The 18,311-nt window shown below is 50.3% G+C and carries 18 protein-coding genes and 1 pseudogene; 10 read left to right on the forward strand and 9 right to left on the reverse strand.

Annotated features, from left to right (window positions below; all coding sequences use genetic code 11):
• Positions 1 to 39: 39 nt before the first annotated feature.
• Entirely contained in the window at positions 40 to 525 is a 486-nt protein-coding gene (locus tag CRG49_RS04530; RefSeq protein ID WP_095502663.1) for a hypothetical protein, read from the forward strand.
• Positions 526 to 581: 56 nt separating this feature from the next.
• On the opposite strand, the gene CRG49_RS04535 is transcribed toward CRG49_RS04530, so the two are convergent.
• Entirely contained in the window at positions 582 to 1,046 is a 465-nt protein-coding gene (locus CRG49_RS04535; RefSeq protein WP_095502664.1) for an Lrp/AsnC ligand binding domain-containing protein, read from the reverse strand.
• A gap of 131 nt (positions 1,047 to 1,177) precedes the next feature.
• Between CRG49_RS04535 and CRG49_RS04540 the strand changes: the two genes are divergently transcribed.
• The 4 genes from CRG49_RS04540 to CRG49_RS04555 all read left to right on the forward strand — a co-directional run bounded on the left by CRG49_RS04540 (position 1,178) and on the right by CRG49_RS04555 (position 5,542).
• Positions 1,178 to 2,431: a D-amino acid dehydrogenase gene (locus CRG49_RS04540; protein WP_095502665.1), complete on the forward strand. Its 1,254-nt coding sequence runs from the start codon at positions 1,178 to 1,180 to the stop codon at positions 2,429 to 2,431.
• Positions 2,432 to 2,626: 195 nt separating this feature from the next.
• Positions 2,627 to 3,685 carry an alanine racemase gene (gene alr / locus CRG49_RS04545; RefSeq protein ID WP_095502666.1) on the forward strand — a complete coding sequence of 353 codons (1,059 nt, stop codon included), beginning with the start codon at positions 2,627 to 2,629 and terminating at the stop codon, positions 3,683 to 3,685.
• Positions 3,686 to 3,898: 213 nt separating this feature from the next.
• A complete protein-coding gene (locus tag CRG49_RS04550; RefSeq protein ID WP_095502667.1) occupies positions 3,899 to 4,171 on the forward strand; it encodes an ACT domain-containing protein in 273 nt (90 codons plus the stop codon).
• A gap of 15 nt (positions 4,172 to 4,186) precedes the next feature.
• Positions 4,187 to 5,542: a PFL family protein gene (locus tag CRG49_RS04555; RefSeq protein ID WP_095502668.1), complete on the forward strand. Its 1,356-nt coding sequence runs from the start codon at positions 4,187 to 4,189 to the stop codon at positions 5,540 to 5,542.
• A gap of 76 nt (positions 5,543 to 5,618) precedes the next feature.
• Here CRG49_RS04555 and CRG49_RS13295 read toward each other — a convergent pair whose 3' ends face one another.
• From CRG49_RS13295 to CRG49_RS04565, 3 genes and pseudogenes are all read right to left on the reverse strand, one after another.
• A complete protein-coding gene (locus CRG49_RS13295; protein ID WP_095502669.1) occupies positions 5,619 to 5,786 on the reverse strand; it encodes a hypothetical protein in 168 nt (55 codons plus the stop codon).
• 73 nt (positions 5,787 to 5,859) lie between these two features.
• Positions 5,860 to 6,284, reverse strand: a pseudogene (recX, locus tag CRG49_RS04560) (recombination regulator RecX).
• A 113-nt stretch (positions 6,285 to 6,397) separates the two neighbouring features.
• The gene (locus CRG49_RS04565) at positions 6,398 to 7,117 is read right to left on the reverse strand and encodes a phosphoglycolate phosphatase (RefSeq protein ID WP_095502671.1); all 720 of its coding nucleotides are present in this window, start codon (positions 7,115 to 7,117) and stop codon (positions 6,398 to 6,400) included.
• 382 nt (positions 7,118 to 7,499) lie between these two features.
• Here CRG49_RS04565 and CRG49_RS04570 point away from each other — a divergent pair, with 382 nt between their 5' ends.
• Positions 7,500 to 8,762 carry a Glu/Leu/Phe/Val dehydrogenase gene (locus CRG49_RS04570; RefSeq protein WP_095502672.1) on the forward strand — a complete coding sequence of 421 codons (1,263 nt, stop codon included), beginning with the start codon at positions 7,500 to 7,502 and terminating at the stop codon, positions 8,760 to 8,762.
• Positions 8,763 to 9,104: 342 nt separating this feature from the next.
• Here the strand turns inward: CRG49_RS04570 and CRG49_RS04575 are convergent, their stop codons facing one another.
• The 4 genes from CRG49_RS04575 to rph all read right to left on the reverse strand — a co-directional run bounded on the left by CRG49_RS04575 (position 9,105) and on the right by rph (position 12,566).
• Positions 9,105 to 10,325, reverse strand: coding sequence for an aspartate kinase (locus CRG49_RS04575; protein WP_095502673.1), 1,221 nt, complete (start codon positions 10,323 to 10,325; stop codon positions 9,105 to 9,107).
• A gap of 256 nt (positions 10,326 to 10,581) precedes the next feature.
• Positions 10,582 to 11,142 (reverse strand): AAA family ATPase, encoded by a 561-nt coding sequence (locus CRG49_RS04580; RefSeq protein ID WP_095502674.1) that lies wholly within the window; start codon positions 11,140 to 11,142, stop codon positions 10,582 to 10,584.
• Positions 11,091 to 11,777 (reverse strand): nicotinamide riboside transporter PnuC, encoded by a 687-nt coding sequence (gene pnuC, locus CRG49_RS04585; protein ID WP_095502675.1) that lies wholly within the window; start codon positions 11,775 to 11,777, stop codon positions 11,091 to 11,093. Before pnuC ends, CRG49_RS04580 begins: the two co-directional genes overlap by 52 nt.
• A 63-nt stretch (positions 11,778 to 11,840) precedes the next feature.
• Positions 11,841 to 12,566, reverse strand: a complete 726-nt coding sequence (gene rph / locus CRG49_RS04590; protein WP_095502676.1) for a ribonuclease PH — start codon at positions 12,564 to 12,566, stop codon at positions 11,841 to 11,843.
• Between the two features lie 125 nt (positions 12,567 to 12,691).
• On the opposite strand from rph, the gene CRG49_RS04595 reads away from it, so the two are divergent.
• Both CRG49_RS04595 and argH read left to right on the forward strand, forming a co-directional pair.
• Entirely contained in the window at positions 12,692 to 13,564 is an 873-nt protein-coding gene (locus CRG49_RS04595; protein WP_229436949.1) for a YicC/YloC family endoribonuclease, read from the forward strand.
• 469 nt (positions 13,565 to 14,033) lie between these two features.
• Positions 14,034 to 15,416, forward strand: coding sequence for an argininosuccinate lyase (gene argH / locus CRG49_RS04600; protein ID WP_095502677.1), 1,383 nt, complete (start codon positions 14,034 to 14,036; stop codon positions 15,414 to 15,416).
• Between the two features lie 288 nt (positions 15,417 to 15,704).
• On the opposite strand, the gene CRG49_RS04610 is transcribed toward argH, so the two are convergent.
• Complete coding sequence (locus tag CRG49_RS04610; protein WP_095502678.1) at positions 15,705 to 16,751, reverse strand: nitronate monooxygenase family protein; 1,047 nt, start codon at positions 16,749 to 16,751, stop codon at positions 15,705 to 15,707.
• Positions 16,752 to 16,974: 223 nt separating this feature from the next.
• On the opposite strand from CRG49_RS04610, the gene CRG49_RS04615 reads away from it, so the two are divergent.
• Together CRG49_RS04615 and CRG49_RS04620 are read left to right on the forward strand one after the other, a co-directional pair.
• The gene (locus CRG49_RS04615) at positions 16,975 to 17,499 is read left to right on the forward strand and encodes a gamma carbonic anhydrase family protein (protein ID WP_095502679.1); all 525 of its coding nucleotides are present in this window, start codon (positions 16,975 to 16,977) and stop codon (positions 17,497 to 17,499) included.
• A gap of 54 nt (positions 17,500 to 17,553) precedes the next feature.
• On the forward strand, positions 17,554 to 18,156 hold the full coding sequence (locus CRG49_RS04620; protein ID WP_095502680.1) for a nucleoside triphosphate pyrophosphatase: 603 nt from the start codon (positions 17,554 to 17,556) through the stop codon (positions 18,154 to 18,156).
• Positions 18,157 to 18,311: the final 155 nt, after the last annotated feature.

Genomic DNA, 18,311 nt, shown 5'->3' on the forward strand with positions numbered 1-18,311 from the left:
CATGCCGTCTGAAAACAACAACACATCAAAGGAACGCTTATGCTGTGGGAACTCATTGCCACCATTACTGCCGGTTTCGGCGCCGCCGGTATCGCGCTGATTTTGCGCACGATGTTTAAAAAATTACCGAAATGGCTGATTCCTGCCGCCGCCGGTTTGGGCATGATTGGGTTTCAGGTGTTCAGCGAATATACTTGGTTTGAGCATACCCGTTCGCGATTGCCGTCTGAAACCAAAGTGGTTGCCGAAATTCCTGAAACCGCTTTTTACAAGCCGTGGTCGTATGTTAAGCCGCAGGTGTTGAAATTTGTTGCCGTCGATACCGCCAACGTGGAAACCGTCGATCAAGCGCGCAACATCCGCCGCGCCAATTTGTATTTCTTTGAGCGTCGCATGAGCGCGCAAACCTTGCCGGTGTGGATAGATTGCGAGAACCAATTGCAATCGGATATTGCCGACCCTGCCAAACAGGTATGGGGCAAAACGGGTTATACCGAGAATATTGTGGCTGCAGTTTGTCGTTGATGAATCATATAAAAGGCCGTCTGAAATGGATTTTTTTCAGACGGCCTTTCATTTATTTAATCCAAATTCAACATCGGCATTTCTTTCACTTCTTCCATCACCACATAGCTGCGGCTCTCGGCAGCGGCGGGCAGTTGCAGCAGGATATTGCCCAGCATATCGCGATAAGCCGACATATCCGGCAGGCGCACTTTAATCAGATAATCGTATTCGCCCGATACCAAATGGCATTCCAAAATCTGCGGAATATGCGCCACTTCTCGGCGGAAGTCTTCAAAAATATTGCCCGATTTCGAGCGCAATTTGATTTCCACAAATACCAACAAACTCTGCCCCAGCGCATGTGGATTCAGATGGGCATGATAGCCGGTAATAAAATGATCGCGTTCCAAACGACGCACGCGCTCTGTTACCGGCGTGGTGGATAAGCCGACTTTTTCGGCCAATTCGGTCATCGGAATGCGCGCGTTCTGCTGCAATAATTTTAAGATTTTCAAATCGGTTTTATCCAATTTCTTCATGGTTGAAATCACTTTTTAAAAATTAATTTTCAGGATAATAATTTATAAAATTGAAAAAATAAAGTGAAATATCCTGATAAAAATCGACTACACTACACTACATTCATTTAGTATAAAAATAATGGAGAAATATGAACGTAGTGGTTTTGGGTGCTGGCGTGACCGGCATCGCAACGGCTTGGTATTTATTGGAAAAAGGCCATCAGGTAACGGTAATCGACCGGGCAGAAGCAGCGGCGATGGAAACCAGTTTTGCCAATGCCGGCCAGCTTTCCTACGGCTACACCACGCCTTGGGCAGCGCCCGGCATTCCTGCCAAAGCGGCAAAATGGCTGTTTCGGCCACATTCGCCTTTGATTTTGAAACCCGACGGCAGCCGCTTTCAATGGCAATGGCTGATGAGCATGCTGCAAAACTGCACCACCGAGCGTTACCAAACCAATAAAGAACGCATGGTGCGCATTTCCGAATACAGCCGCGAGATGTTCCGCCGTTTTGAAGCCGAAACCGGTTTGGATTTTGAAGGCCGCCACAAAGGCACATTACAGATTTTCCGCACGCAAAAAGAAGTCGCCGCTGCGGCAAAAGACATTGAAGTATTGGCAGAATATGGTGTGCCGTATCAGCGTTTGCAGCCGGAAGAATGCCTGCAATTCGAACCTGCTTTGCGCCACGCCTTAGGCAAAATCGCCGGTGCTTTGCATCTACCCAACGACAGCACGGGCGATTGCCATCTCTTTACCCAGCGTTTGCAAGCCTTATGCGAAGCTAAGGGTGCGGTGTTCAAATTTGAACACAACATCGAGCGCATCGAGTATCAAGGCCGCAACATTACCGCCGTCATTGCCAACGGCCAACACTTTGAAGCCGACCGTTTCGTGTGCTGCTTGGGCAGCTTCAGCCGCACGGTGATGGCGCAATTGGGCTTGGATTTGCCGATTTATCCGGTAAAAGGCTACTCACTCACCGTGCCGATTACCAACGGTGATGAAGCGCCGGTATCGACGATTTTGGACGAAACCCACAAAGTCGCCATCACCCGCTTCAATGACCGCATCCGCGTTGGCGGCATGGCCGAATTATCGGGCTATGAAATCAAGTTGCCGCAAGAGCGTCGCGAAACCTTGGCTTTGGTAGTGCAGGATTTGTATCCGCAAGGTGGCGATGTGGCCAAAGCCACATTCTGGAGCGGTTTGCGCCCGATGACGCCCGACAGCACACCCATCATCGGCGCAACCCGATACGAAAATTTATTCTTAAACACAGGCCACGGCACTTTGGGCTGGACGATGTCGCTCGGCTCCGGCCGCATCACTGCCGATTTGGTGAGCGATATTGTGCCTGAAATCCGCACCGAGGATTTAGGCATGGCACGCTACGCCTGAATTGAGGCCGTCTGAAACGATAGGCTGTCTGAAATATTCAATTAATGTTCAGACGGCCTTCAGTGCTTTTCCCATATTTGAAAAACAATATAATCAGCCTATAATAAATAATGTTTAGGCCGTCTGAAAAGGCCGCAGGCTGGGGAATACAGATTTATTTCTACCGGCCGAACCGACTAAAACAAAGGATAAAATATGCGCCCCTTACAAGCCGAAATCCGTTTGGATCATCTGCGCCACAATTACCAAACCTTAAAAAATATCCACGGCAACAAGCTCTTAGCGGTGATTAAAGCCAATGCCTACGGCCACGGCGCGGTGCGTTGCGCCCACGCTTTATCCGATTTGGCCGACGGTTTCGCTGTAGCGACCTTGGAAGAAGCTATCGAATTGCGTGAAAGCGGCATCGACAACCCGATTGTGTTGCTGGAAGGCGTGTTTGACGTGGCCGAATATGCTCGCATCGACGAATACAAACTCTGGCCGGCGGTGGGCAACCAATGGCAATTGGAAGGCTTGGTGCATCACGAGTGGCAAAATCCGGTAACCGTGTGGCTGAAAATGGATTCAGGCATGCACCGCACCGGCTTTTTCCCGCACAATTACGCCACCGCCTACACCGCATTGAAACAATGCACACATGTTGCCGATATTGTGAAATTTAGCCATTTTGCCTGCGCCGACGAGCCGGAAAACGGCATGACCGAAATGCAGATTGAAGCCTTTGACTTGGGCTGCGAAGGCTTGGCGGGTGAAGAAAGCTTGGCCAATTCGCCGGCGATTTTGAATGTACCTGAAGCGCGCCGCGATTGGGGCAGGGCGGGGCTGGCTTTGTATGGTGTGTCGCCGTTTGGCGGGGTTGATGAGCGTTTGAAACCGGTGATGCGCCTGACTTCGCGCGTATTTGGCGAACGCGTATTACAGCCGCATTCGCCGATTGGCTATGGTGCCACGTTTTACACGTCCAAATCCACCCGTGTTGGTCTGATTGCCTGCGGTTATGCCGACGGTTATCCGCGCCGAGCATCAACCGGTTCGCCAATTGCTGTCGAAGGTCAACGCAGCCGCATCATCGGGCGTGTGTCGATGGATATGATTACCGTCGAACTGGATGCGGCCAAAGAAGGCTTGGGTTGCGAAGTCGAATTGTGGGGCGATGTGGTCAACATCAACGAAGTAGCCGAAGCCGCCGGCACGATTCCGTATGAATTGCTGTGCAACATCAAGCGCGCGAAATTTACTTATTCCGAGTGAAGGATTGAGCAAGGCCGTCTGAAACATCAGACGGCTTTTTGTTGGTCGGAAGAAATATGGTGCTTCAACCATATCATTATTAACAACTGAATCTCAGGCCGTCTGAAGAATGCTATAATGCGCACATTCGCAAAGATTCAGACGGCCTGCTGTCTAACCGCTTAAGCCACTGAATTAACGTTGACATTTTTTACCATCATCAAAGGAATCCCCATGAGCAATTCTGTTGTGACCGTCATCGGCAAAGACCGCGTCGGTATCGTTTACGATGTTTCTAAAATTCTGGCTGAAAACCAACTCAATATTCTCAACATCAGCCAGCAGCTGATGGACGATTTCTTTACCATGATTATTCTGGTCGATACCGCCAAATGCCCGAAATCGCGCCAAGAAATGTTGGATTTGTTTGCCGAAGAAAGCAAAAAGCTCGCGCTCGACATCCGCATGCAAAACGAGGAAATCTTCCAAGCCATGCACCGCATTTAATCAGGAGGCGTTAACGTGAGCATTCAGTCTAACGAGATTTTAGAAACCGTTAAAATGGTCGCCGACCAGAATTTTGACGTGCGCACCATTACCATTGGTATCGATTTGCACGATTGCATCAGCAGCGATATCAATGAATTAAACCAAAATATCTACAACAAAATCACCACCATTGGCAAAGACTTAGTGGCTACCGCCAAGCATTTGTCGGCCAAATACGGCGTGCCGATTGTGAACCAGCGTATTTCGGTGACCCCAATCGCCCAAATCGCCGCCGCCACCAAAGCCGATTCGTATGTCAGCGTGGCGCAAACCTTGGATAAAGCCGCCAAAGCCATCGGCGTGTCGTTTATCGGCGGTTTCTCTGCCTTGGTGCAAAAAGGCATGTCGCCTTCTGATGAAGTGTTGATTCGTTCGATTCCGGAAGCGATGAAGACGACCGACATCGTATGCGCCTCGATTAATATCGGTTCTACTCGCGCCGGCATCAATATGGATGCGGTGAAATTGGCGGGCGAAACCATCAAACACACTGCCGAGATTACGCCGGAAGGCTTCGGCTGCGCCAAAATCGTGGTGTTCTGTAATGCGGTAGAAGACAATCCGTTTATGGCGGGCGCGTTCCACGGCTCGGGCGAAGCGGATGCGATTATCAACGTCGGCGTGTCCGGTCCGGGCGTGGTGAAAGCCGCTTTGGAAAATTCCAACGCGACGACTTTGACCGAAGTGGCTGAAGTAGTGAAAAAAACCGCCTTTAAAATCACCCGTGTGGGCGAATTGATTGGCCACGAAGCGTCTAAAATGCTGAATATTCCGTTCGGTATTTTGGATTTGTCTTTGGCGCCGACTCCGGCTGTCGGCGATTCCGTTGCCCGCATTCTCGAAGAAATGGGCTTGAGCGTGTGTGGCACGCACGGCACCACCGCCGCTTTGGCTTTATTAAATGACGCTGTGAAAAAAGGCGGCATGATGGCATCGAGTGCCGTCGGCGGTTTGAGCGGCGCATTTATTCCGGTTTCCGAAGACGAAGGCATGATTGCCGCCGCCGAGGCGGGCGTGTTGACCTTGGATAAACTCGAAGCCATGACCGCTGTGTGCTCGGTTGGTCTGGACATGATTGCCGTACCGGGCGACACCCCTGCGCACACCATTTGCGGCATCATCGCCGACGAAGCCGCCATCGGCATGATCAACAGCAAAACCACCGCTGTGCGCATCATTCCGGTGACCGGCAAAGGCGTGGGTGAGAGCGTTGAGTTTGGCGGTTTGCTGGGCTATGCACCGATTATGCCGGTGAAAGACGGCTCGTGCGAAGTGTTCGTCAATCGTGGCGGTCGCATTCCTGCGCCGGTGCAATCGATGAAAAACTAATCGCTATAGAAACGCATGAATAAAAGGCCGTCTGAAACTTAATGTTTCAGACGGCCTTTTTAAATGTGGAAACGGTTTAACTCAACCAAAATTTAAACACGAAATACAACACGGCAATCACCACAATCGCCCACACGATGCTCATAAAAATCACCACGGCGCGGCCGGCTTTGTACACGGGGTTGTTGCGTTCGTCTTCAATGGAAGGTTTGTGTGCGCTTGAGGAAGGGGTTTTATCGGTCATTATGCAAACTCATGCTTGAAATATCATAGGCTGAAGCGTACGCTGTTTGGTAAAAAGATTCAAGCGAAATGAATCAATAAAATTCATCATCTTCTGCCCAATCGCTTTTCAAGGCTGCTTGAATCGTGCCCATGTCGAAACCGCGGTAAGCGAGAAAGCGTACCTGCTTTTGTTTCTCTTTTAAATCACGGCTGGGCTGCTTGAATTTTTACGTAAAACCTGAATCGCGGTTTGCAGTTCGCTTTCTTTATCCGGCATAAATTCGCGGCTGATATCGGCATCAATGCCTTGCTGTGCCAAAGCCTGCTGCAAGCGCAATTTGCCGTGTTGGCGACTTTTGCTGTGAATGTAGGCTTCGGCGTAGCGTTCGTCGGATTGCCAATTGCGTTCGGCAAATTCGTCCAACACTTTTTCCAACTCTTCTTCGCTTTCGGCATGCGGCGCGAGCTTGCGCTTGAGGCCGACACGGCTGATTTCTTGGCGCGATAAAATATCCATTGCCCGGGCGTGCAAGGATTTTTGCGGTTTGCTCGGGCGTTTGGGTTGGTCATCATCCGTGTCGCCGAAGTGGATAAAGTCGTCGCTTTCGGATTCGTACATTTCAGACGGCCTTATGCTTCATCGTCGTCTTTGGTTTTTTGCGGTTGCAGGTTTTCATAGATTTCCGGCAGCGAACCAATCAGCCAATCGGGTTTAGTGGCTTTGTCTTGTGACAACAAAGTCATGTCGCCGTAGCCGAAGGTGACGCCCACGCTGAAGCAGCCGGCGGCTTTGGCAGCGAGAATGTCGTTGTGTGAGTCGCCGACCATCATCATGTTGGCAATATCGATGCCCAATACTTCGGCACAATGTTGCAAAGGCAGCGGGCTGGGTTTCTTTTCCGGCAGGCTGTCGCCGCCGAGAATCAGGCTGAAATCATCGGCGATGCCCAATTGTTTTAACAATTCAACCGCCAAAATTTCGGTTTTGTTGGTGATGACGGCCAAGGGAATGCCCAGGGTTTTTAAGAGACCCAAACCGGCTTCGGTTTCGGGGTAAAGACGCGTGAAATCGCTCAAATGGTCGCGGTAATATTGCATGTAAAACACGAAACCTTTTTCCCAAATTTCAGGTTCGGCATCGGTTTCACGTTCGCGCGTGATGACACGGTGCACCAAACGGCCGATGCCGTCGCCGATGTAGCTTTCAATTTCCGAATCGGGTAGCGCGTCCATGCCCAAATAAGTGCGCATGGCGTTGCCGGCGGCAATCAAATCGGGCGCAGAGTGGCACAGGGTGCCGTCTAAATCAAAGGCTACTGCTTGAACGTGTTCGATGGTGGGTGTGGTCATCAGCTTCTCCAAGGTTTATGTTCGGTAAAGTGATTTTACCTGAAATAGGCCGTCTGAAAAGGGGCAGGGGCATTTTAAAGGGGATTTATCGCTGGGCTGGAAGGCTTTTATTTCGGCATAAATTAAAAAAATTTTTACGGTAAGACGGTGTTTTGAATATTCAGACGGCCTGTGTTTTGGTAAGGAATGTTTAAAATTCAATTAAATACAATCCTAAAAAATATTTATTGAAAATTTATTTTGGTTTTATTACTTCAATAATGTTGACAAAGTAGATTTACTACATTGATTTTAAAATATTTTATTTAAACAACGTGCCAAAATTTGATATAGTGGTATGCATGACACTCGTCTTAACGAACCCTTGTGAAAGGACTTACTGATGTCGAATGCTGCAAAAGAAACACTGAATCCTTTTGAAATTGCTCAAAAACAAGTTAAAGCTGCGTGCGACCGTTTGAACACGGATCCGGCGGTGTATGAGATTTTGAAAAACCCGTTGCGCGTATTGGAAGTGACCTTTCCGGTGAAACTGGATAACGGCACGGTGAAAACCTTTACCGGCTACCGCTCGCAACACAACAACGCTGTGGGCCCTTACAAAGGCGGTATCCGCTTCCATCCGCACGTTAACATGGATGAAGTAAAAGCCTTATCCACTTGGATGACATTTAAATGCTGCGTGGCCGGTTTGCCTTATGGTGGCGGTAAAGGCGGCATTACGCTCGATCCGAAAGATTATTCTGAAGCTGAATTGGAGCGCATTGCACGCGGTTACGCCAACGCCATTGCGCCGCTGATTGGTGAGAAAATCGATATTCCGGCACCGGATGTGAACACCAACGGCAAAGTGATGTCGTGGATGGTCGATGAATACGAAAGCATTGTGAAACATTCCGCGCCGGGCGTGTTTACCGGCAAACCGGTTGATTTTGGTGGCTCGTTGGCGCGTAATGAAGCCACCGGCTACGGCGTGAATTTTGCTGCTGTTCAAGCCTTGGAAAAAATCGGCAAAGACGTAAAAGGCGCGACTTACGCGATTCAAGGTTTTGGCAATGTCGGCTACCATACCGGTTTGTACGCGCATGAAGCCGGTGCCAAAGTGGTGGCGATTTCCACTGTGGACGTGGCCATCTACAATGAAAACGGCATCGACATGGATGCGGTATTGAAAGAATACCAAACCAACGGTTTCATCACCAATGAAGCAGGCTACGGCAAGGAAATCACCAATGCCGAATTGCTGGCTTTGGATGTGGACGTGTTGGCACCGTGTGCGCTGGAAAACCAAATCACCTCTGAAAATGCCGGTGATGTGAAAGCCAAAATCGTGGTGGAAGGCGCCAACGGCCCGACCACACCGGAAGCGGACGAAATTTTGCAGGCCAACGGCGTATTGGTGGTGCCAGATATTCTGGCCAACTGCGGCGGCGTGGTGGTGTCGTATTTCGAGTGGGTGCAAAACCTGCAAGGCTATTACTGGGAGTTTAATGAAGTTCAGCAAAAACAAACCGTGGTGCTGCGTCGTGCATTCCAAGATATTTGGAACTTGGCGCAGGAATACAGTGTCGATTTGCGCACCGCTTCGTATATGATGAGTATCCGCCGCATTGAAAAAGCCATGAAGGCGCGCGGTTGGTATTAATGAAGTAGGGTAGTCAATAGGCCGTCTGAAAGGTGAATGCTTTCAGACGGCCTGCGACTTTTGAAAAACTCCAGCCCCAACAATAAAAATCAAAAACGACGTCATTCCCGCGCAGGCGGGAATCCATTTATGAGCAAGTTAAACTATTGAATAAAACAGGTTGCTTAAATTTTTCGATGGATTCCCGCCTGCGCGGGGATGACGGCGTTTTGTGTGTGCATAAGGTTTTGCAAAGGTATCAGCCTTTCTTGATTTAGCTGATTCGGAATCCATTTTTCAAATATAAAAGGCCGTCTGAAAACCAAGTTTTCAGACGGCCTATCTTATTTCATCAGAAAAAAATTATTTTTCCAATTCAAAAGCTTTGTGCAGAACGCGGGTAGCCAGTTCCATGTATTTTTCGTCAATCAATACGGAAACTTTGATTTCAGAAGTCGAAATCATTTGGATGTTGATGCCTTCTTCAGCCAAAGTGCGGAAGATTTTCGCTGCCACGCCGACGTGTGAACGCATGCCCATGCCCACTACGGAAACTTTGCATACGGTGTCGTCGCCATCGATATCCGCTGCGCCGATGCTGTCCTTCAAGTTGTTCAACAGGCTCAGTGTGGCTTTGTAATCGCCGCGCGGAACGGTAAACGAGAAGTCGGTGGTACCCTCCGAGCCGACATTTTGGATAATCATGTCAACTTCAATATTGGCATCGGCTACCGCGCCCAAGATTTGGTAGGCCACGCCCGGTTTGTCAGGTACGCCGCGCACGTTGATGCGGGCTTGGTTTTTATCGGTGGCGATACCGGTTACGGCAGCTCTTTCCATGTTGTCGTCCTCTTCAAAGGTAATTAAGGTGCCGTTGCCGCCATCTTGCAGGCTGCTCAATACGCGCAGGCGTACTTTGTATTTTCCGGCGAATTCTACGGAGCGGATTTGCAAAACTTTCGAACCCAAGCTGGCCAGTTCCAACATTTCTTCAAAAGTAATGGTATCCAAGCGGCGCGCTTCAGGCACCACGCGTGGGTCGGTGGTGTACACGCCGTCTACATCGGTATAGATTTGGCATTCGTCCGCTTTCAGGGCGGCAGCCAGCGCAACGGCAGAAGTATCCGAGCCGCCGCGGCCTAAAGTGGCGATGTCGCCTTCGCTGCTGATGCCTTGGAAACCGGCCACAATTACCACGCGGCCGGCATCTAAGTCGGCACGCATTTTGGCGTCGTCAATGCTCTCGATGCGGGCTTTGGTGTGGGCAGTGTCGGTTTTCAAAGCGACTTGCCAGCCGGTGTAGCTCTTGGCATCTACGCCGATGTTTTTCAAGGCCATGGCAAGTAAACCGATGGTCACTTGTTCGCCGGTGGACAATACGACGTCTAACTCGCGTGGGTCGGGCGTGTCTTGCATTTCGTGTGCCAAGGCAACCAAGCGGTTGGTTTCACCGCTCATGGCCGATACCACGACAACAACGTCATGACCTTCGGCGCGGGCTTTGGCAACACGGTTGGCTACGTTTTTAATGCGTTCGGCGGAACCGACTGAGGTGCCGCCGTATTTTTGTACGATTAACGCCATTTTTTTCGTGCTTTCTTTGGGAGTTGGGGCAGCGGTTTGTTGCTGCGTTGGTGAGAAAAGTTTGGTTATTATTACTATTTTTTACATAAAATTCAAGGTTGCAGCCCGATTAATTCGGTTTTATGGCCTAACTCTTTGGGAAATGGGGCAGTTTCGTGACATTGTTGACAATATTGCCACTTGTTTTCGTGTGAATGATGGGCGTTATAAATGAAAAGGCCGTCTGAAACATAATGTTCAGACGGCTTTGAATGGTTTATTTGATTAAAGCGTGTTCAATCAGATTGACGGCTTGTTGCAAACGCTGTTCATGCGAACCACTCAAAAGCGTAAACGAAATATGATTGCGTTTAAGAAAGTTTTGGAACAAAGCCAATACTTTTTCACGCTCTTGCGGTTTGTCGCGCAAATCGTCGGCTACCCATGGCACATCAATATCGGTCAGTAAAACAGTGTCGTAATGTGAGGCTAAGGCAGCTGCTTCCAAATCGGGTGGGCATTCGCCAAAATAAAGATAGGCATATACCACCAATTCCCACAGGCAAGTATCACAAATCAGTACGTCACGCGTAGTTTGTGCCAGCCGGTTTTCAGATTCCATCTGTCCTTGCGCAATCGGCATCAAATCTTCCCGGTTGCAGATTTGCTGGGATTCGTCCCACAAAACCTGGCAGTAGTCACGCATGTATTCCGGCACCCAATGGGTTTGGAAATGCGTTGCTAAGGCTTGCGATAAAGTGGTTTTGCCTGTCGATTCCGGCCCGATTACGGCAAAACGGTGGAGGGGTGGGTTTGTTTGGCTGAGATTTTTTTCCATGAGGCATATCCGCTGATGGCAATGAGGGTGAACACGATATATTGGAAGGCGCTGAAGGTCAGCCCTTTATAAAAATAAAGCGGCACCGATACGGCATCGGCAATGACCCATAAAATCCAGTGGGCGATTTTGCCTTCCGCCATCAGCCACATGGCCACCAGAAACAGCGAGGTGGTGAAGATATCGGTGTAATCCAGCCATGTGAAATGGGCAAATCCCGCGCTGACACCCTGCCAAGAAAAACCATTATTAATGTAAGGTTTGAACCAGTAAACCAAGCTGACAAACAGCATGCTGAAGAGGCTCAAAGCCATGCAGGCCAACCAGTCTTTGCGTACAAAAGGAGTGATGCGGAAGGTTTTATCTGCCTGCTGCCGCTTCGACCAGTTTATCCAACCATACACGCTTAAAACCGTGTAATAAGCATTAATCAGCATATCGCCAAAAAGAGCATAAACCCACAACAGCCACACGAAGCCGGCAGTGCTGACAATGCCGACGGGAAAGCCCCACACGCTGCCATTGCGGATCAGCCACACGCTGGCCATACCGAAGATTACGGCGACCAGCTCCAATGCCACCAGTTCGGCAGCGATACCTTGGTATTGCGCAAAAAGTGAGTGAAAAATATCCATTGATTGTAAGAAATATATAAAAGAGGCCGTCTGAAACAGTTTCAGACGGCTTTGTTATCTGAATTAAGCCTGTAAAGCAGCTTGCTGGTGTTGCACCAATTCGGCAATGCCTTTTTGGCCTAAGGCAATCAGTTTGCCCAATTCATCAAGCGTAAACGGTGCGCCTTCCGCTGTGCCTTGGATTTCGATGATTTTGCCTGAAGCGGTCATCACGATATTCACGTCACTGTCGCAGCCGGAGTCTTCGGGGTAATCCAAATCCAACAACGGTACACCGGCCACCACGCCCACAGATACGGCGGCAACGGCTTCGATAATTGGCGTTTCGGCAATCAGGCCGTCTGAAAGCAACTTGTTTGCCGCCATTTGCAAGGCCACAAATGCGCCGGTAATCGAAGCGGTGCGCGTGCCACCGTCGGCCTGGATCACGTCGCAATCGATTAAGATTTGACGCTCGCCCAGTTTTTTCATGTCCACCACGGCACGCAGCGAGCGGCCGATTAAACGTTGAATTTCTTGCGTGCGGCCGGATTGTTTGCCGGCAGCGGCTTCACGGCGCATACGAGAAGCAGTCGAAGCGGGCAACATGCCGTATTCCGCAGTCACCCAGCCTTGTTCTTTACCGCGCAGAAACGGCGGTACGTTTTCATCAATCGATGCGGTGCAGATCACTTTGGTGTTACCACATTCGATAAGCACCGAGCCGTCGGCGTGCGGCAGAAAATTCGGTGTGATGCGGATGTCGCGCAGGTTGTCGGCAGCGCGGCTGGTGCGGATAGGGTGGGTCATAAAAATATTCCTTAATAAAAATATAGGGCGATTATAGCAGCTTCTTTCAGACGGCCTATCATCTGCTTGGGCGCTATGGTATATTGAAACCACTTTCACTCGTAATGTAGAAACGGAGTAAAACCATGACCATTCGCAGTATGACTGGCTTTGCCAATGCCGCCGGTGAATGTGGCAGCAAACGCATTAATTTGGAAATCCGCGCGGTGAACCACCGCTATTTAGACGTGCAATTCCGCATGCCTGATGATTTGCGCCATTTGGAAGGTGCGTTGCGCGAGCAGATTGCCGCTGAAGCCGTGCGCGGTAAATTGGAATGCCGCATTCAAATTCAAGACATTGCTCAAGGTGCGCAAGGCTTGGAAGTGAATCAGGACTTGGTGGCACAATTGGCCGGTTTAAATGAAAAATGGCGCGATGAGTTTGACGGCTTAGGCAAGTTGACCGTGGCGGATATTTTGAAATTTCCGGGTGTGTTGGCCAGCCAAAGCGAAGATCCGGAGGCATTTGCACAAGCCGTACAGGATTTGTTGAAACAGGCTTTGAAAGACTTTGGCGCCGCCCGCAAGCGCGAAGGTAAAAAACTGGCTGACCATCTGCTCGACCGCTTGGAAAAAATGGAAGGCATTGTCGATGCTTTGAGCGAATTGTTCCCAAGCCTGCTGGAAGCACATATGGAAAAAGTGCGCACACGCTTGGCCGAAGCCGTGGCAAACATCGATAACGACCGCCTGCAGCAAGAGTTTGCTCTGTTTATTCAAAAATCCGATGTTGATGAAGAATTCAGCCGCTTGCGTACCCACATCGGCGAAGTACGCCGCATTGTGACCGAAAGCAAAGGCAGTGTCGGCAAACGCTTGGATTTTTTGATGCAAGAACTCAACCGCGAAGCCAATACTTTGGGCAGCAAAGCCATCGCTGCTGAAAGCACACAAGCGTCGGTGGAGCTGAAGGTATTAATCGAGCAAATGCGCGAGCAGGTACAAAACATCGAATAGGGTTTCAAGCAGGTTCTGTTAAGATTAAAAGCCGTCTGAAGTATTCAGGCGGCTTTTTAGTATAGTGTCTGAGTGATTTAACTGCCAAACCATGTAGATGGGGGGTGTGTGTAGAAAGAAAAACGGATATTGATGAGAAGATATTGAAGCGTTTCTGCTTACAGTGTCAGTATCCTTATGAAAGCCAAAGCCAAGCATTTTTCAAATTTTATCGGATAATTTGCTGTCGGAGTACGGCTTTGGGTTTACAGTGTCGGCGAGTAGGCCGTCAGAGTTTAAAAGATGCCATTCAAGCAGCAGGAATGGTACAGCCGCTGTATTGTACTTATCCGGCGTTGTAAAAGTCCGGGATATTTTTTGAGGTAATTGACGTATAATGGCGCATGTAAAAGTTTAGCCATTTTTGTTTTTATGATGTTAACCTGATTTTGATGGTTAACTTTTTGTTTGATATCTGAGGAACAGCATAATGAGTAATGATAAAACCTGGTCGGGCCGTTTTAACGAGCCGGTATCCGAATTAGTGAAAAAATACACCGGTTCGATCGACTTCGATAAGCGTCTGGCCAAGTGGGATATTCAAGGCTCTTTGGCACACGCGCAAATGCTGCAGCAAAGCGGGGTATTGAGTGCCGATGATTTATCCGCCATCCAACAAGGTATGGCCGAGATTATAGCAGAAATCGAAGCCGGAAAAGTGGAATGGTCGCTGGATTTGGAAGATGTGCACATGAACATCGAGCGCCGTCTGACCGACAAAATCGGCGATGCCGGCAAACGCTTGCACACCGGCCGCAGCCGCAACGACCAAGTCGCCACCGATATCCGCTTGTGGTTGCGCGACCAAATCACCGACATCCAAACCCTGATTCAAGACCTTCAGGCGGCCTTGGTGGAGTTGGCCGAAGCCAATGCCGAAGTGGTGATGCCCGGTTTTACCCATTTGCAGGTTGCCCAGCCAGTGAGCTTTGGTCATCATATGCTGGCTTATGTTGAAATGCTCGGCCGCGACTTCGAGCGCATGGCCGACTGTCGCAAACGCGTCAACCGCATGCCTTTGGGTGCGGCAGCCTTGGCTGGTACCACTTATCCGATTCAGCGCGAAATCACTGCCGAATTGTTGGGTTTTGAACAAATCTGCCAAAACTCGCTCGATGCCGTGTCCGACCGCGATTTTGCCATCGAATTTACCGCCGCTGCTTCTTTGGTGATGATTCACTTGAGCCGCTTGAGCGAAGAATTAATTTTGTGGATGAGCCCGCGTTTTGGTTTTATCGACATTGCCGACCGCTTCTGCACCGGCTCAAGCATTATGCCGCAGAAGAAAAACCCTGATGTGCCGGAGCTGGTGCGCGGTAAGTCTGGTCGCGTGATTGGCCATCTGATGGGCTTGATTATGCTGATGAAATCGCAACCGTTGGCGTACAACAAAGACAATCAGGAAGATAAAGAGCCGTTGTTTGACACGGTTGATACCTTAATTGACACCTTGCGTATTTACGCCGACATGATGCGCGGCGTGACCGTGAAACCGGAAAACATGCGCGCTGCCGTGATGCAGGGTTTTGCCACCGCCACCGATTTGGCCGACTATTTGGTGAAAAAAGGCATGCCGTTCCGCGATTCGCATGAAGTGGTGGCGCAAGCCGTGCGCCATGCTGATGAAAAAGGCGTGGATTTGAGCGACTTGCCGCTGGACGTGTTGCAAGGCTTTTCCGATTTGGTGGCCGAAGATGTATATGAAGTGCTCACACCGGAAGGCAGCCTGAATGCGCGCAACCACTTGGGCGGCACTGCGCCGGAACAAGTGCGTTTCCAAGCTGCGCGTTGGAAAAAGTTATTGGCTGAGTAAGTCGAAGTTGGCTTAATTGAAACAGGCCGAGACCTTTGCAAAACTCCTTCAAAAGCCAGCACACATAAAACCGCCGTCATTCCCGCGCAGGCGGGAATCCATTTTTCAGTATGACAAGATATTGAATAAAATAGGTTTCTTAAATTCTGAGATGGATTCCCGCCTGCGCGGGAATGACGGCGGTTTTGGTTTTTATTAATGATTGATCAGTTTTGCAAAGGTCTCAGGCCGTCTGAAAATATGTTGTTTTCAGACGGCCTATTTCATATTCAAAAATAATTTTTAAAATTATGCCGTAAATCCACCGGCAATTTCCGCAATAATTTCTGCCGCGCTGCCGCTGCGGGCAAGCCGTGCGTTTTGTCCTGCCCACAAAGGCGAAAAGTTATCGCTGCCTTGTTTTTCAGCGGCGCTGCGTAATGGTGCCGATGCGCTTTGGGCGAGTGGGAATGGTGGTGCGTCGGGGTGAATGCAGCCGTTTTCACGCATAAAGCGGTTGACGATGCCGCGCGCCAAGCCGCCGGAGAACAGATTGGTTAAAGCGGTGGTTTCTGCACGTGGGCTTTGCAAGGCGGCGCGGTGCAGGGTGCTGGTGCCGGCTTCGTCGGCCAACAATAAAGCTGTGCCGATTTGAATGCCGTCTGCGCCTAGTGTCTGCGCCACACGGGCGGTAGCTGCATTGCTGATACCGCCGGCCGTAATCACCGGTACATCGACTGCCGCACGGATTTGCGGCAGCAGCGCAAAAGTGCCGACTTGTTCATGCACTTGGCTGCGGAACATCGAGCGGTGGCCGCCCGCTTCCAAGCCTTGGGCAATCACCGCATCAGCGCCGTTTTGCACCAGCCAGCGCGCTTCGTCAACCGTGGTGGCGGAAGCCAAGATTTTCGCGCCGCTTTGTTTTACTTGTTGAAGCAAATCCGCTTGAGGCAAGCCGAAATGAAAGCTGACAACCGGCGGCTTGAGTTCGGCAATAATGTCTGCCTGTGCCGCGCCGAAAGGCTGCCGTCCGCCGCCTTGTGCAATATCATCGGCATTGATACCGAGTTCGCGATAATAAGGCGCCAGTGTGTTAAGCCATTGCTGCATCTTGTCGGCATCGGCTTCAGGCTGGCGGTGGGCAAAAAAGTTGACGTTAAACGGAGCATCGGTGGCAGCGCGGATGGCTAAGATTTCGGCATGCAGTTGCTCGGGCGAGAGCATGGCGGCGGGCAGTGAACCGAGCGCACCGGCACGGCAGGCAGCGATGGTGAGACGGCTGTTTTGCACGCCGGCCATCGGTGCTTGAATCACAGGCAAACGGCAGCCGAGCAGTTGGGTCAGGCGGTTAGACATGGGTTTTCCTTTGTAGAATGGCGTGGCTTTGTTGAACTGAAAGAATAGTTTACCCATAATCAGGCCGTCTGAATATCAAAGAAATGATGTTCAGACGGTCTTGGTGAGACAGCCTGGCAAAAATGATTCAGCACAAATGCCGTCTGAAAAAAATTACCGCGTTTTCAGACGGCATTGATTATGTTATAAATCCCTTTCCAATATTGACTAAAAAGAGTGCGCCATGCCGATTCGCCCTTACACACACCACACCCCCGATATTCACGAAACATGTTTTATTGACGACACCGCCGTGGTCATCGGCCAAGTCAGCATGGCCGAGCAGGTCAACGTTTGGCCGCTGGTGGCCATGCGCGGCGATGTGAACCACATCCGCATCGGTGCGCGCACCAATATTCAAGACGGCAGCGTGTTGCATGTCACCGGCGTACGCCCCCAAAAGCCGGAAGGCTCGCCTTTAATTATCGGCGAAGACGTGACCATCGGCCACAAAGTGATCCTGCACGGCTGCACCATCGGCAACCGTGTATTGGTCGGCATGGGCGCGATTGTGTTGGACGACGTGGTGATTGACGATGAAGTGATGGTCGGTGCGGGCAGCGTGGTGCCGCCGGGTAAGCATCTGCAAAGCGGCTTTTTGTATCTCGGCTCGCCCGTCATACAAGCGCGTGCGTTGACGGATGAAGAAAAAGCGTTTTTAAAACAATCGGCTGTGAATTATATTAATCTTGCTGAAGAGTATAAATAAGTTTCAGACGGCCTATCTTGAGGCCGTCTGAAAATACAATAAAGCGATCACCTTATGAACCACATTTATCTCGCTTCCGGCAGCCCGCGCCGCCGTGAAATTCTAGAAAACTTAGGCTATACCGTGCAGCGCCTGCCTGCCGAAATCGATGAAACGCCGTATCCGCAAGAAAAGGCTGCCGATTATGTGCAACGCTTGGCGCGTGAAAAAAATGCCGCTGCCGTGGTGCAATGGCAGGCTAAGAATACCGAGCCGCCCGAGTTTCCGATTCTCACCGCCGACACCACCGTCGCTTATCAAAACCAAATCTTAGGCAAACCGGAAAACGAAGCCCATGCGGCGGAAATGTTGACGCAATTATCCGCCACCACGCATCAGGTCTATACCGCCGTCAGCGTGTATTGGCAGGGCGAAACATGCACACTGTTGCAGCAGAGTGATGTGACCTTCAAAACCATGAGTACGGCTGAAATCGCAGCCTATATTGCCAGCGGCGAACCGATGGATAAGGCCGGAGCGTATGGGATTCAAGGTTTGGGTGGTGTATTTGTCGCGCATTTGCAAGGCAGTTTTACCGGTGTGATGGGCTTGCCAGTGTTTGAAACAGTCGAACTTTTGGCGCAATTCGGATTGGCTGTGCCGCCATTTGAAAAATGACAAAATAGGCCGTCTGAAAGCATGGTAAAAAAATATGCCGTTTTCAGACGGCCTTACATTCGCATTTCAAGTGCAACGCTCAAATGCCATTGGCAAGGGCTGCTGAAAACAGATCACCCGGTGTCTCATAGTCCAATGTCTTTCTCGGTCGGCGG

Origin of the sequence: Neisseria sp. N95_16 (assembly GCF_002551535.2) — a bacterium.
Lineage (GTDB): Bacteria > Pseudomonadota > Gammaproteobacteria > Burkholderiales > Neisseriaceae > Neisseria > Neisseria brasiliensis.